This window comes from Leifsonia shinshuensis (genome assembly GCF_022606355.1).
Lineage (GTDB): Bacteria > Actinomycetota > Actinomycetes > Actinomycetales > Microbacteriaceae > Leifsonia > Leifsonia shinshuensis_B.
Genome location: NZ_JAHHZQ010000004.1, coordinates 364,620 through 378,300, shown reverse-complemented (window position 1 = coordinate 378,300; position 13,681 = coordinate 364,620). Strand labels below are relative to the sequence as shown.

Below are 13,681 nucleotides of genomic sequence, written 5' to 3'. Positions count from 1 at the left end.
GTCGTGTCACACGGAGGTGGGCTGCCTCGTCTGAGGGGTGTACGCAATGAGCGGGAGGGTGGACGGATGCGAGTGTTCGTAGCGGGCGGAAGCGGAGTGCTCGGGAGGCGGCTGGTGCCGCAACTGGTGGGGCGCGGCCACGAGGTAACGGCGTCGACGACGTCCGCCGCCAAGCTGGGAGTGATCGAGGCGATGGGCGCCCAGGCCGTGGTCATGGACGGGCTGGACGCCGCCGCCGTCGGTCGCGCCGTCGCGTCGGCCGAACCGGACGCGATCATCCACCAGATGACGGCGATCAACCCGGCGCACGCCGGCAAGCCCGACATCAAGCACCCGGATCGATGGTTCGCCGGCACCAACCGGTTGCGCGTGGAGGGCACCGATCACCTGCTCGCCGCCGCGCAGGCGCAGGGCGTCACACGCTTTCTCGCCCAGGGCTACGCGAGCTGGAACGGCCTCCGCGAGGGCGGCTGGGTGAAGACGGAGGACGACCCGCTCGACGCGTTCGAGGGCACCCCGACGGCGCCCGTGATGGCGGCGATGAAGCACGTGGAGGATGCGGTGACCGCGCACGGCGGCACGGTGCTGCGGTACGGCGCGCTCTACGGCCCCGGCGCGACGGACGACCAGGTGGAGATGATCCGCAAGCGGCAGTACCCGCTCGTGGGCCGCGCGCAGGGATACAGCTCGTGGATCCACCTCGACGATGCGGCGTCGGCCACCGTGCTGGCGCTCGAGCAGGGGGCGACCGGGGTCTTCGACATCGTCGACGACGACCCGGCGCCGGCCAGCGAGTGGTTGCCGTACCTGGCGAGGGTCGCGGGAGCCAAGCCTCCCCGTCGCGTCCCGGTCTGGCTCGCCCGTATCGCCGCGGGCGATCAGGCCGTCATGATGATGACGGAGGGCCGCGGCTTCTCCAACGCGAAGGCGAAGCGCGAGCTGGGCTGGATTCTGCGGTACCCGTCGTGGCGGCAGGGGTTCGAGGAGGGACTGCGATGACCGGAGACGAGACGTTCGAAGACCTGCGGCCGCTGCTGTTCTCGATCGCGTACCGCATCCTCGGCAGCGTCACGGAGGCCGAGGACGCCGTGCAGGAGACGTGGCTGCGGTTCGAGGCGGCCCACGTGCAGCCGACCTCGCTCAAGGCGTACCTCTCGACGGTCGTGACCCGCGTCTCGATCGACGTCCTCGGCTCCGCCCGCGTGCGCAGGGAGGCCTACGTCGGCCCGTGGTTCCCCGAACCGCTGCTCTCGGATCCGTACGAGGACCCCGAGCGCGCGGCCGAGCTGTCCGACTCCCTCTCGATGGCGGCGCTCCTGCTGCTGGAGCGGCTCTCCCCGCTCGAGCGCGCCGTGTTCGTGCTGCGCGAGGTCTTCGCGTTCGACTTCCCCGAGATCGCCGCGGCCGTCGGCCGGTCGGAGGCCGCGTGCCGGCAGCTCGCCGTGCGCGCCCGGCGGCACATGGACGACGGTCGTCCGCGGTTCGACGCAGACCGCGCCGAGCGGGAGGCCCTGGCCGGGCGGTTCTTCGATGCCTTCCGCGCGGGCGACGTGGAGGCGCTGCGCGCCCTGCTCGTCGCCGACGTCGACATGGTCGGCGACGGCGGGGGCAAGGCCCCGCAGTGGGCTCAGCGGATCGTCGGCCTGGAGAACGTGGCGCACGTGCTGGTGACGATGTCTGGACCGTTCCAGGCGATCGGCGGAACCGTCGAGCCGCGGCAGATCAACGGGCAGCCCGGCGCAGTGTTCCGCGACCGCGACGGCGGCGTGGTCAACACGATGGTCCTCGAGATCGTGCCGGGCGGCATCCAGACGATCCGCAGCGTCATCAACCCGGACAAGCTCGGTCATGTTGGTCCGGTCGGCGATGCCTGGTCGGTGGTGCGGGAGGCCAACCGCGCGCGGCTCGCGTCCGGCGGCGACCCGCTGCCTCCGCTGGCCAAGCGCCGGCTCCCCGAGTGAGCCGCCTCCCCGAGTGAGCAGCGCACGAACAACGGCACCGGGCGCGTGGGTCGTTCCGTCCCGACCGTGCGCGCCGCTACTCTCGGCTCATGGCCTCCATCCCGCTCACCGACGCGCAGGTGCGCGAGCTGCGCGAGAAGTACGCCGCGGGCGCCCGTCAGGTGCAGCTCGCCGATGAGTACGGCGTACGCCAGAACACCGTGTCCAGCCTGGTCACCGGCCGCTCCCGCCTGGAGGCGGGCGGCCCGATCCTTCCGGGCAAGAGCCGCAAAGTGACGAGCGAGGAGGTCGTGGCCATCCGCGAGGCCATCGCCGCCGGCACCCCGCGCGCCGACATCTCGGCGCGCTACGGGATCTCGCACCAGATGGTCTCGAACATCGCGTCCGGCCGCGCCTTCGCCGACGTCGGCGGTCCGCTCACCAGCTCCGTCCCCGCCCGCGCCCGGCCGCTGACGGTCGAGCAGGTCGAGCGCATCCGCGAGCGTCTCGCAGCGGGAGACGACCGCGCGGCGGTCGCGGAGGACTTCGGCGTCTCGCACTGGACCATCGCATCCGTGGTCCGCGGCGCCACGACCGGGGTCGCCGAGACGGCGGGCGAGGACGACGAAGTCGTGCAGATGCGGCGGCTGCACAGCGAGGGTGTCTCGCAGACCGAGATCGCGCGGCGGTTCGGCACCAGTCAGCAGCGGGTCAGCCTCATCGTCCGGGGCAGCAGCCACGCGGCGCACGGCGGCCCCATCGCCGAACCGCACCGCCACCGGCTGGGCGACGACGAGGTGCGCAGCATCCGGGAGGCCTACGCGGCCGGCACCCCGCTGGCTCAGCTGGCGGAACGCTACGACGTGGCGGCAGCGGTGCTGCGCCTGGTGGTGACCGGCCGCACCTACGCCGATCGCCCCGGCCCGATCACGCCGTCGACGCCCGGAACCACACCGTCGAGGGGCAGGTAAACGCCCCAAAAACACGGTTTTGAGGGCGTCTACGTGCCCCTCGGCGTCGGGATCGCGTCGCGGTTCGTGATCGTGAAGGCCAGCCGGGCCGCCGGGCCGAAGACCGGGAGCGCCCGCGCGGCGTCCGGGAGCGGGAGGACGGCGTGGATGACGTTCGGATTCTGCGGGTCGGGGGTGAGCGTCAGTTCGTTCGCCATCTGTCCCAGCTGGTTGATCGCTCCGGGCACCGCGCTGTTCCAGCCCGTCCACGCGCCGAAACGGCCGTCCGCGGAGCGGCCGATGTCGACGATGAGCACGTCCTGCCAGTCGCCGACCTGCTCCAGGTTGCTGCTGAAGTCGAAGACGCCGTTGCGAGAGATGACCTGGTACACGCGCAGGGTCAGCGCGTACCGGGAGAGATCCTGGCTGAGCTGCTCGTAGCTGCCCGCGGGCGCTGCGGCCTGCGCCGCGAGGTCGTGGGACACGGACGCCACCGCTGCCGCCGCCACGGCCGGGAGGGTCGGGTCCAGGGGATTGTCGAGGGCGACGTTTACCGGCTCCAGCGACGGGGCCTCGCGCTCCTGCTCCTCCTCGCCCTCGCTGAACGAGTCGAGGAAGCGATGCCACCAGCCTTGACGCGGCGGCTCGGCCTGCGCGGCCGCGGCCGGCACAGCTGCCGTCGCCGCCTCGGTGGCCGGCGTCGGGTCGTCGCCCACACCCGGCGTCACGTTCGTGGGTGGGAGGTCGCTGGGCGGTTCCTTCGAGAACAGGAACGTGCCCACCAGCGGGATCGGCGCGTCCACCGAGTCGTCGCCCGGCGCTCCCGGCGCGTGCTGGGCGATCTCGGCGTTCAGCTGCACCGGGTTGTAGTGCACCGCCTTCTGTTCGGTGATGAGCACCGACAGCCCGCGGATGGCGAGCTGGAGGTCCGCCTGCCAGGCGACGTCCGGCTGGGCGTCCACCGCAGACGCGGGAGGCAGCGAGCTCAGCTCCACCTGAACCGACCAGTGCCCGAACAGGAAGCGCGACAGGTTCTGGTAGCCCTCTTCGGAGTTCACCTCGCCGTACGGGCCGGAGTGCGACTTGTAGACGAACGCGCGGTGCGCGCCCTTCACGTAGGCGTTCTCGATGAGCACCAGCCCGTCGCTGCGCGGCCCGACCCCCAGCTTGGCCAGGTTGTAGTCGTTCGAGTCGGTGCCGATGATGCAGAACACGTCGTCGACGTCGAAGACATCGGGCGGGATGACGCGCGGGTCCCACGTCTCGCCCACCGGCTTGTCGCCGAACTTCTTGCCCGGCGTCAGATACCCGTACATCTTGGGCGGCGAGAAGATGTCGGACCCGGCCGGGCCGAACGTCTCCATCAGCCAGTTCATGAGGCCGCCGGTGAACACGATTCCGCCATGAGGGGTCGCGTAGGTGCAGAACTTGGCGACGAGCTCCTTGGCGGGGATGCGGCCGTCCTCCTCGCAGACCTTCTGCATCATGCAGCGCGCGACGAGGCCGCCCATCGAGTGCGCGACGAGGAACACCTTCGGGGCGCCGGTCTTCTCGCGCACCTGGAGGACGAGGTCGTAGAGCTCGCGCGCCGCCCGCTCGATGTCGAACCCCTGTGCCGTGGTGTGCTCGCGGACGAGATCCTCCGTCCAGGTGATGGCCCGGTCGAACAGGTTCCCCGAGCGCGGCGTCGGCGCGGCATACGTGGTCGCGGCCTCGTCGTAGAAGCGGTGGATCCAGATCGACTTCGCCGGGAGCGTGCCGTCGACGGCAGTCGCGAGCAACTCCTTCTGACTCCCCCGCACGAGCACCTGGTAGTCGTGCTCGCCGAGCAGCCGGAGCAGCGGCCCCTCGAACTGGTAGAACTGGGGATCGCCGTCCCCGTTGACCCGGGTGTGGGTGGCGCCCTCGTTGAAGCCGTAGAAGGGATCGTTGACCGTGGAGTCGATCTGGCTGGTGGGGCCGGCATACCCACGGCAATAGACGATCGGAAGCTCGTTCACGGTGACACTGTCGCGCAGGGGCGGGGGGCGCGGCAAGATCGACGTCCGAAGAGCATCTGCCGACCTCGAGGGATATCAGTCCGGCCGGCTCATCCGACAGACCTGCGCTGAGTTCCAACGGTGCGGCTCAGCTGAACTCTTCATCGACCTCGCGGGTCGTCGGCGGCCCGCTGACATCGCCGATCACGTACATGCTGATTCGACGCCTCTCGAGGTCTGCTCTGATGTCGAGGACGTCGTCCGCGTAACTCTGGTCATAGGCGGCAAATCTCATTCGGAACGCGTCAGTGTAGTCGTCCGAGGTCGTCTCGTACGTGGGGGTCAAGTGGTGATCCCGGAGTCGCCATCGCACGTCCGGGACCGATTTCTTGGGCACCTGGATGTTCCATTGGCCTCCGTCGGAAGAAAGGTAGAGGCCGACATCCTTGACCCGAAACGGTGCACGCAGCCACGCCAGGATCTGATGACGGGACGGCCACAGCACGGCGACCGCAGCCGACGCGATTGCTGCGCTGACGAGATTGCTCAAGACATCGGGAACGAAGGTGCTGAAATCCATGAGCTATTCATATCGACCAGAGGGAGTCGCGACGCGTAGGCGCAACGGGCGAGAGAGGCGCAGCACTGAATCGACGGCGGCCGGCCGATCCTCCCGAGGAGAGGATCGACCGGCCGCCGATGAACAGGAGACTCAGCCGCCGATGCGGATGAGCTTCTTGTTGACGAACTCGTCGGCGCCGAAGCGGCCGAGTTCGCGGCCGGATCCGGAGCGCTTCACGCCGCCGAAGGGCAGCTCCGCGCCGTCGGCGAGCACGACGTTGACGAAGACCATTCCGGCCTCGATCTGGTCGGCGACCCGGTCGGCCTGGGCGGGGTCGGTGGTGTAGAGGTACGAGCCGAGACCGAACGGGGTGTCGTTCGCGATGCGCACCGCGTCGGCCTCGTCCTTCGCGCGGAAGACCTGCGCGACCGGTCCGAAGAACTCCTCCTTGGAGGCCGGGTTCTCCGGCGTGACGTCGGTCAGCACGGTGGTCTCGAAGAACGCGCCGTTGCGGCCGCCACCGCGCACCAGCGTCGCACCGGCGGCGACGGCGCGCCGCACCTGGTCGTCGAGACCCTCCGCCGCCTTCAGCGACGACAGCGGGCCCAGTGCCGAGCTCTCGCTCGTCGGGTCGCTGGCCTCCACCTCGGCGAGCTTGGCGGTGAACTTGGCCAGGAACGAGTCGTACAGCTCATCGGCGACGACGAAGCGCTTGGCCGCGTTGCACGACTGGCCGCTGTTGTCGAGGCGCGCATCGACCGCGTTCTGCACGGTCGCGTCGAGGTCGTCGGTGGACAGCAGGATGAACGGGTCGGACCCGCCCAGCTCCAGCACGACCTTCTTGAGGTTGCGGCCGGCGATCTCGGCGACCTTCGCGCCGGCGCGCTCGGAGCCGGTGAGCGACACGCCCTGCACCCGCGGGTCGGCGATGACCGTCTCGATCTGGTCGTGCGACGCGTAGATGTTGACGTAGGCGCCCTCGGGGAAGCCCGCGTCGAGGAACATCCTCTCGATGGCCGCGGCCGACTCCGGGCACTGCTCGGCGTGCTTGAGCAGGATGGTGTTGCCGATGATCAGGTTCGGCCCGGCGAAGCGCGCGACCTGGTAGTACGGGAAGTTCCACGGCATGATGCCGAGCAGCACGCCGAGGCCCGACCGGCGCACGACGGCGGAGCCGGTGCCGTCGAGCAGTCGGATCGGCTCGTCCTTCAGGAACTCCGACGCGTTGTCCGCGTAGTACTCGTAGATCGCACCGGCGAAGTCGACCTCGCCCAGCGCCTGCTCGACCGGCTTGCCCATTTCGCGGACGATGATGTCGGCCAGCTCCTGGCGACGCTCGACGTGCAGCTGACCGACCCGGCGCACCAGCGCCGCGCGCTCCTCGACCGTGGTCGTCTTCGACCAGGTGCGGTACGCGTTGTCGGCCGAAGCGATCGCGGCCTCGAGGCCGGCGTCGGTGATCGTGTCGAAGGTCTTGACCGTCTCGCCCGTGGCGGGATTGGTCACGGCGTAGCTCATGTTGCTCCTTATTCCTACAGTGACGGGGTCGTGGCCCTGGATGATCGTGGCGGCGAAGGCCCACGCAGTGGCCCTCGGTAAAGACCCTACGGGTCCGCCGCGCCGCGCGCTACGAGTCGAAGCCGAGCCCGACCGCATCGAGGGTCTTCTGGAGGACGTTCCTGCGCCCTTCGTTGTGGTCGGCGCGGTTCAGCGCCCACCTGCTCAGGTTGATGCCGGTGCTCGCCAGCGGCTCCGGCGGGAACGGCGTCGGCTTGCTGCGGACCATCTTCAGCTCGGTCAGCTCGGTCGGTGCGCCCGCCAGGAGGTCGAGCAGCACCCGTGCGGCGAACCGGGTGCTGCCGACGCCGAGACCGGTGAACCCGCTCGCGTAGGCGACGCGGCCCCTGCGCGCTGTGCCGTAGAACGCGCAGAACCGGCTGCAGGTGTCGATGGCGCCGGCCCAGCGGTGGGTCGCCCGGATGCCCTCCAGCTGCGGGAATGTCGTCAGCAGATGGCCCGCGAGCCGCTCGAACGTCGCCCGCCGCTCCTCGTAGGCCGGCTCGACCTTGCGGCCGTAGTGGTACACGGCGTCGTAGCCGCCGAACAGCAGCCGGTCGTCCTGCGAGAGCCGGTAGTAGTGGAACTGGTTGCCCATGTCGGCGAGTCCCTGCCGGTTCTCCCAGCCGATGTCGGCGAGCTGGGAGGCTGTGAGCGGCTCGGTCATCAGCACGTAGTCGTAGACCGGCACGGTCATCAGCCGGTTGCGCTTGAGCAGCGCGGGGAACACGTTGGTCGCGAGCACCACGCGGTCGGCGGTGACGACCGTGCCGTTCACCGGCAGCCGCACAGGGCCGGAGCCGTCCGTCTGCACGCCGCCGACGGGCGAGCCTTCGTAGACCTCGACGCCGAGCGCCTCGCACGCCTCGGCGAGCCCCCGCGCCAGCTTCGCCGGGTGCACGAGGGCGGCGTCGCGGCGGTTCCAGACGCCCGCGAGGTAGGTGGGCGAGTCGACCTCCGCGCGCACCGCGGCCTCGTCCAGGAAGTCCCCGTCGCCCTCGGCTGCGGCCTCCCGGGCCCAGGCCACCTGGTGCGGCTCGACCGCGACGTTCAGCACGCCGGTGCGCTGGAAGTCGGCGTCCACGTTCAGCTCGGCGAGGGTGCGCTCGATCTCGTCGAGGTTCTCGCGGCCGAGCTGCTGGAGGCGGTCGAACTCCTTCGGGAACCGCCCGCGTCCGTTGACCTCGCCGTGCGTGAGGCTCGCCTCGCAGAAGCCGCCGTTGCGCCCCGAGGCCGCCCAGCCGATGCGCTCGGCCTCCAGCAGCACGACCCGCCCGCCCGGGTTCTGCTGCTTGGCCAGCAGAGCCGTCCACAGGCCGAGGTAGCCGCCGCCCACGACAGCGAGGTCGGCGCGCAGGGGCTCCTCGATCGCGGGGCGCCGCGCGCTCGGGGCGTCGGCGATCCAGAAGGAGCCGTGCTCGCTGCCCTCCAGGAGGTGTGCGATCGCGGACGGGGACGGGGCGTGCCGCTCGAAGACGGTCGTGTGGGGCATGGGGTTCCTTGTCAGAGAGGGGAGAGCGGGGAGAGACGGTGCGGGTCGGAGCGCACTCACGCCACCCGGTCGGGCTCGGCGCGCGGCACCGAGTCGAGCAGGAGGCGCGTGTACTCGTGCTGGGGGTTCGACAGCAGGTCGACGGTGCGGCCGCTCTCGACGATCTCGCCGGAGCGCATCACGACGGTCCTCTCGCAGACCGTCCGCACGACGCCGAGGTTGTGGCTGATGAACAGCACGGTCAGTCCGCGGTCACGCCGGATGTCGGACACGAGGTCGAGCACCTGCGCCTGCACCGAGACATCGAGCGCGCTGGTGGCCTCGTCCATCACGAGCACGGCCGGTTCGATGGCGAGTGCCCGCGCGATCGCCACCCGCTGCCGCTGGCCGCCGGACAGCGTCCGCGGCAGCGCCTGCGCGTGCGCCTCGACGAGTCCCACCTGGCCGAGCAGCACGAGCACCTGGGCGCGGGCGTCTGCCGCACCGATGCCGGGATGGTGGAGGCGCAGGGCGTCCTCCACCGCACGGCCCACGCTCATGCGCGGGTCGAGCGACAGGTACGGGTCCTGGAACACCATCTGGATGCGGCGCGCGTGTCGGAGGCGCTCGGTGCGGGTGCGCGGCCTCCCGGACTGCACGGCGCCGTCGATCGACACCGTGCCCGAGTCCGGCTGCTCCAGACCGACGATCATGCGCGCCAGCGTCGACTTGCCCGACCCGGACTCCCCCACGACCCCGAGCGCCTCGCCGGCCGGGATCGCGATGGTCGCGCCGGCGACGGCCCGCAACGGCCCGCGACCGCGGAGCTGGTACGTCTTGGCGAGGTCGTGCACATCGAGCACGGGGGTGTGCTCGCCGCCGCCCCCGTCGAGCACCGCCCGCTCCCGCGGCTCGTCACCGGTGACCTCGATCGTCGGCGTCGCCGCGACCAACCGCTGGGTGTACGGGTCGGTCGGCCGGCGCAGCACGCGGGAGGCCGCACCGTGCTCGACGACGGTGCCCTCGCGCATCACGTAGACACGGTCGCAGAACGCCGCAGCCAGCGTCAGGTCGTGTGTGATGAACAGCATCCCCATCGCCCGCTGCTCGCGCTGCTCGGCGAGCACGTCGAGGATCTGCGCCTGCGTCGTCACGTCGAGCGCCGTCGTCGGCTCGTCGCAGACGAGAAGCTTCGGTGAGCCCGCCAGGGCGCCGGCGATCATCACGCGCTGCAGCATCCCGCCCGAGAACTCGTGCGGGTACTGCCGCAGGTGCTCCTCCGGGTGCGGCAGGTGCACCGCCGCCAGCAGCTCGACCGCCCGCGCCCGCGCCTCGGCCGCCGGCCGGCCCTCGCCGAGCCGCAGCGCTTCGGTGAGGTGGTCGCCGATCGTGCGCATCGGGTTGATGCCTGCACGCGGGTCCTGGAAGATCATCGCCGCGGTGGAGAGCCGCAGCCGCCTCAGCCGGGCACGGTCGGCCGTGAGCACGTTCGTGCCGTCCAGCAGCACGGAACCGGAGGTCTCCGCACGGTCGGGCAGCAGGCCGAGCACCGCGCGAGCGGTCAGCGACTTGCCGGAGCCGGACTCCCCCACGAGCCCGACGGTCTCGCCGTCGGCCACCGTGAGGTCGATGCCGTGCAGCAGCCGCCGGCCGGTGCCGTGCTTCGGCGCGGGGAGGTCGAGCTTCAGCCCCGAGATCTCGAGCAGGGGACCGGCCGAGCGGGCCGGGAACGTGGTGATCATGCCGGCGTCCTTCCACCGATGCGGTCAGAGAGCTCCTCGCCGATCACGTTCACGGCGACGACCACGATCACGACCGCGACGGCGGGGACGATCGCGGGCAGGAAGTAGCCGCCGGCGATCCCGGCCTGCGCCTCGTTGATCATCGCGCCCCAGTCGGCGACCGGGGCCTGCACACCGAGACCGAGGAACGAGAGCCCGGCGAGCTCGGCGAGCACGTAGCCGAAGTTCAGCGTGGACTGCGCGCCGACGGTGGGCGCGACGTTCGGGAGCACGCGGCGCACGGCGATCCACGATCCCGCGAAGCCCTGCACCCGGTACGCCGAGACGTAGGGCCGGGAGCGTTCCGTCGCCACCAGCTGGCGGGTGAGGCGGGCGACGAACGGCGAGTACGCGATGCTCATGGCGATCACCGGGGCGACCAGCCCCTTGCCGAACAGGGCGACGGCCATGATCGCGATCAGCAGCGACGGGAAGGCGAACAGCACATCGAAGATGCGCGCCAGCGTGGCGTCGAGCCAGCCTCCCCGCCAGCCGGCGACGAGCCCGAGCACGATGCCCAGCAGGGTGGAGGCGATGACGACCAGCAGTGGGCCGAGCAACGCAGTGCGCGCGCCGAAGATCATCCGGCTCAGGGTGTCCCGACCGAGGGCGTCGGCGCCCAGCCAGTGCGCGGGACTCGGGCTCGCGTACACGGCCGAGAAGTCGACGTGGTCCGGGTCGTACGGAGCGATGAACGGGGCGAACACGGCAGCGAGCGCGATCACCGCGAGCACGACGATGGCGACGGTGAAACCGAGCCGGGCAGGCCGGCGGACCGTGGAGCGCATCACCTTCAGGGCGAGGGTCGGGGTGGGTGCGCTCATCGTCCGGCCTCCCCCGCCGCTGCGCGCGGATCGATGACCGGCTCCAGCAGATCGACGATCGCGTTCACCACGATGAACGCCGTGACCACCAGCAGCACGATCGCCTGCACGACGGGGAAGTCGAGCCGGTCGACCGACTGCACGAGCAGCGAGCCGATCCCGGCGATGCCGAACGCCGACTCGACGATGGAGGTCGCCACCAGCAGGCCGGCGACGAGCATTCCGCTCACCGTCAGGATCGGGCCGACCGCGTTGCGGAACACGTGCCGCCGCACGACCGTCGCCCGCCCGAGACCGCGACTGGTCGCGACCTCCACGTGCTCCCGGCCGAGCTGCTCGACCATGGACATGCGCGTCACCTTTCCGATCAGGACCACGAAGACGATCGCCAGCGCGATCGAGGGCAGCACCAGGTGGTAGGTCATGTCGAGGAACCCGCTGCCCGACCCGAAGGCCGGGAACCAGCCGAGCTGCACGGCGAAGAGCGAGATCAGGACGATCGATCCGACGAACGAGGGGATGGCACCCAGCACGGTCAGCAGCGTCAGCGTCGCCCGGTCGGCGATCCTGCCGTGGTTGAGGGCGGCGACCGTTCCGGCGATCAGACCGACCACGGTGATCATCAGGCCGGCCATCACGACGAGCCCGAGGGTCACCGGGAGCCGGTCGCCGATCACCGTGGCCACGGACTGGCGGTATTGCAGCGACCGGCCGAAGTCGCCGTGCAGCATCCCCCCGAGCCAGTTCAGGTACTGCTGCCACGGTGGCAGGTTGAGGCCGAACTCCGCGGTGACCTGGGCCACCGCCTCCGGGGACGGCTTGCGTCCCCGGAGGAGGAAGCTCACCGGGTTCCCCGGAACCAGGAAGCGGGAGAAGAAGACCAGCAGCGAGGCGAGGAACAGCGTCAGCAGGAGCGAGCCGAGTTTGCCCGCGACCCGCCGCGCTGCCGCCCTACCGTGCGCCAATCGTGGCCGCCCACGGGTAGTAGAGGAATGCGACGGACGGGGCGACACCGGTGATCTTCTTGCCGACGAACACGGTCATCGGGCCTTGGAAGAGCGGCAGCCAGGGCAGCTGCTGGTTCGCGATCTTCTGCAGCTCGGCCGACTTCTCTGCACGCGCCTTCGGGTCGGCGATCGCGACCGCCTGGTCGACGAGGGCGTCGAAGCTCGGATCGGACCAGTTGCCGTAGTTGCTGAACTGGCCGGTACGCAGCACGCCGTACATCTCCAGCGGGTCGGGCGTCGAGAGGTACCAGGAGGTGTAGAAGAGGTCGACGCCCTGGCGCGCCGTCGGGTCGGAGAACAGGGTGGTGTACGAGTCCGGCGTCATCGTCTGGATCTTGGCCTTCAGGCCGATCGACTCCGCCGCAGCGGCCGTGGCCTGGGCGACCACGCTGAAGTCGGCCCCCATCGGCGCGGTGCGGATGGTGATCGTCTTGCCGGTCGCGCCGGCCTTCTCGACGAGCTTCTTCGCGGCGGCGACGTCGTACCTGTACGGCTCGAGACCGCTGAAGGCCTGCTTCCTGGTGGCGTCGGACGCCTGGCCCCAGACCGACTCGGTGGTGAGCGCGTTCGTGACCGAGCCGTAGCCCTTGACCGCGGCATCGACGACGCCCTGTCGGTCGATCGCCATCAGCAGCGCCTTGCGCACGTTCAGGTCGCCGAGCACACCCTTGAGGTTGCCCACGATCAGACTGCCGACCGCGGTATTGAGGCCGAAGTACAGCTTGCCGGCATCGGAGCTGCCGAGCTTGGTGACGGCCTCGGTCGGCACCATCCAGCCGCCGTCGACCTGGCCGGAGGTCAGGGCGTTCACGCGCGCGTTCGGGTCGGTCATGAACAGGATCTTGACGGTGCCGGCCTTGGCCTTCAGCTTCGGGTCCCAGTACTTGTCGTACCGGGTCAGCGTCACCGACTCGCCCGACTTCCAGGAGGTCAGCGCGAACGGTCCCGTGCAGTTGACCAGTCCTGTCGAGTTGCCGTAGTTCTTGCCTTTCGCCGCGAGCGTCGCCGCGGACTCGACGACTCCGGCGGCGCCGCTGATGCCGAGGTTGAACTGCGAGTCGGGCTTGGTCAGCGTGACCGTGACCTCCATCGGCCCGGTCTGGTCGATGGACGCGACGTTCTGGTAGACGGAGAACCACGAGGACCCGACGGCCGGGTCGAGGTGTCGGCGCATCGAGGCGACGGCGTCGGCGGCGGTCATCGGGGTCCCGTCGTGGAAGGTGACGCCCGGTCGCATCTCGTAGACCCACGTGGTCGGGGTCGGGTTGGTGTACGACTCGGCGAGCCCCGGCGTGATCGTGTAGTCCGGATTGAGGCGCAGCATCGACTCGCAGACGTTCGAGAGCACCTGGTTGTCGGAGTAGTCGAACGCGTACGCGTAGTCGAGGGAGTAGGGCTCCGAGTACGAGACCCAGGTGTACGAGTCGATGTCTCCGGAGGGCGCGGGGGTCTGCGCCGTCAGCTGGAACGACGGATGCGCGCCCGTCGAGGAGGAGCCGGAGCCGGTGGGAGAGCACGCGGCGAGCGCGAGGCTCGAGGCGAGGACGGCCGCCGTCGTGAGGACGAGACGGCGTCGGGTGCGGTGTCGAGGCATTTTCGTGAATCCTCCT

General features: G+C 70.4%; 11 protein-coding genes. 3 read left to right on the top strand and 8 right to left on the bottom strand.

Annotated features, from left to right (window positions below):
• Window positions 1–66: 66 nt before the first annotated feature.
• From KNO15_RS17125 to KNO15_RS17115, 3 genes are all read left to right on the top strand, one after another.
• Window positions 67–999 (top strand): NAD-dependent epimerase/dehydratase family protein, encoded by a 933-nt coding sequence (locus KNO15_RS17125; RefSeq protein ID WP_241705014.1) that lies wholly within the window; start codon window positions 67–69, stop codon window positions 997–999.
• Entirely contained in the window at window positions 996–1,961 is a 966-nt protein-coding gene (locus tag KNO15_RS17120) for an RNA polymerase sigma-70 factor (RefSeq protein ID WP_241705013.1), read from the top strand. Before KNO15_RS17125 ends, KNO15_RS17120 begins: the two co-directional genes overlap by 4 nt.
• 89 nt (window positions 1,962–2,050) lie before the next feature.
• Window positions 2,051–2,911 carry a hypothetical protein gene (locus KNO15_RS17115; protein WP_241705012.1) on the top strand — a complete coding sequence of 287 codons (861 nt, stop codon included), beginning with the start codon at window positions 2,051–2,053 and terminating at the stop codon, window positions 2,909–2,911.
• 29 nt (window positions 2,912–2,940) lie between these two features.
• On the opposite strand, the gene KNO15_RS17110 is transcribed toward KNO15_RS17115, so the two are convergent.
• The 8 genes from KNO15_RS17110 to KNO15_RS17075 form a co-directional block, all read right to left on the bottom strand.
• Window positions 2,941–4,890, bottom strand: coding sequence for an esterase/lipase family protein (locus KNO15_RS17110; RefSeq protein WP_241705011.1), 1,950 nt, complete (start codon window positions 4,888–4,890; stop codon window positions 2,941–2,943).
• A gap of 127 nt (window positions 4,891–5,017) precedes the next feature.
• Window positions 5,018–5,449 carry a hypothetical protein gene (locus KNO15_RS17105; protein ID WP_241705010.1) on the bottom strand — a complete coding sequence of 144 codons (432 nt, stop codon included), beginning with the start codon at window positions 5,447–5,449 and terminating at the stop codon, window positions 5,018–5,020.
• A gap of 132 nt (window positions 5,450–5,581) precedes the next feature.
• Complete coding sequence (locus KNO15_RS17100) at window positions 5,582–6,949, bottom strand: NAD-dependent succinate-semialdehyde dehydrogenase (RefSeq protein WP_241705009.1); 1,368 nt, start codon at window positions 6,947–6,949, stop codon at window positions 5,582–5,584.
• 109 nt (window positions 6,950–7,058) lie between these two features.
• Window positions 7,059–8,480 (bottom strand): NAD(P)/FAD-dependent oxidoreductase, encoded by a 1,422-nt coding sequence (locus KNO15_RS17095; RefSeq protein ID WP_241705008.1) that lies wholly within the window; start codon window positions 8,478–8,480, stop codon window positions 7,059–7,061.
• A gap of 56 nt (window positions 8,481–8,536) precedes the next feature.
• Window positions 8,537–10,201 carry a dipeptide ABC transporter ATP-binding protein gene (locus KNO15_RS17090; RefSeq protein ID WP_241705007.1) on the bottom strand — a complete coding sequence of 555 codons (1,665 nt, stop codon included), beginning with the start codon at window positions 10,199–10,201 and terminating at the stop codon, window positions 8,537–8,539.
• Window positions 10,198–11,064, bottom strand: coding sequence for an ABC transporter permease (locus KNO15_RS17085; protein WP_241705006.1), 867 nt, complete (start codon window positions 11,062–11,064; stop codon window positions 10,198–10,200). Before KNO15_RS17085 ends, KNO15_RS17090 begins: the two co-directional genes overlap by 4 nt.
• On the bottom strand, window positions 11,061–12,029 hold the full coding sequence (locus KNO15_RS17080) for an ABC transporter permease (RefSeq protein WP_241705005.1): 969 nt from the start codon (window positions 12,027–12,029) through the stop codon (window positions 11,061–11,063). The genes KNO15_RS17085 and KNO15_RS17080 overlap by 4 nt, the downstream gene beginning before the upstream one ends.
• Entirely contained in the window at window positions 12,016–13,665 is a 1,650-nt protein-coding gene (locus KNO15_RS17075) for an ABC transporter substrate-binding protein (protein ID WP_241705004.1), read from the bottom strand. Before KNO15_RS17075 ends, KNO15_RS17080 begins: the two co-directional genes overlap by 14 nt.
• Window positions 13,666–13,681: the final 16 nt, after the last annotated feature.

Coding starts and splice junctions, on each gene's coding strand:
- KNO15_RS17120 (WP_241705013.1), top strand. CDS start 996: ATGACCGGAGACGAGACGTTCGAAGACCTGCGGCCGCTGCTGTTCTCG.
- KNO15_RS17100 (WP_241705009.1), bottom strand. CDS start 6,949: ATGAGCTACGCCGTGACCAATCCCGCCACGGGCGAGACGGTCAAGACC.
- KNO15_RS17115 (WP_241705012.1), top strand. CDS start 2,051: ATGGCCTCCATCCCGCTCACCGACGCGCAGGTGCGCGAGCTGCGCGAG.
- KNO15_RS17105 (WP_241705010.1), bottom strand. CDS start 5,449: ATGGATTTCAGCACCTTCGTTCCCGATGTCTTGAGCAATCTCGTCAGC.
- KNO15_RS17075 (WP_241705004.1), bottom strand. CDS start 13,665: ATGCCTCGACACCGCACCCGACGCCGTCTCGTCCTCACGACGGCGGCC.
- KNO15_RS17090 (WP_241705007.1), bottom strand. CDS start 10,201: ATGATCACCACGTTCCCGGCCCGCTCGGCCGGTCCCCTGCTCGAGATC.
- KNO15_RS17085 (WP_241705006.1), bottom strand. CDS start 11,064: ATGAGCGCACCCACCCCGACCCTCGCCCTGAAGGTGATGCGCTCCACG.
- KNO15_RS17125 (WP_241705014.1), top strand. CDS start 67: ATGCGAGTGTTCGTAGCGGGCGGAAGCGGAGTGCTCGGGAGGCGGCTG.
- KNO15_RS17095 (WP_241705008.1), bottom strand. CDS start 8,480: ATGCCCCACACGACCGTCTTCGAGCGGCACGCCCCGTCCCCGTCCGCG.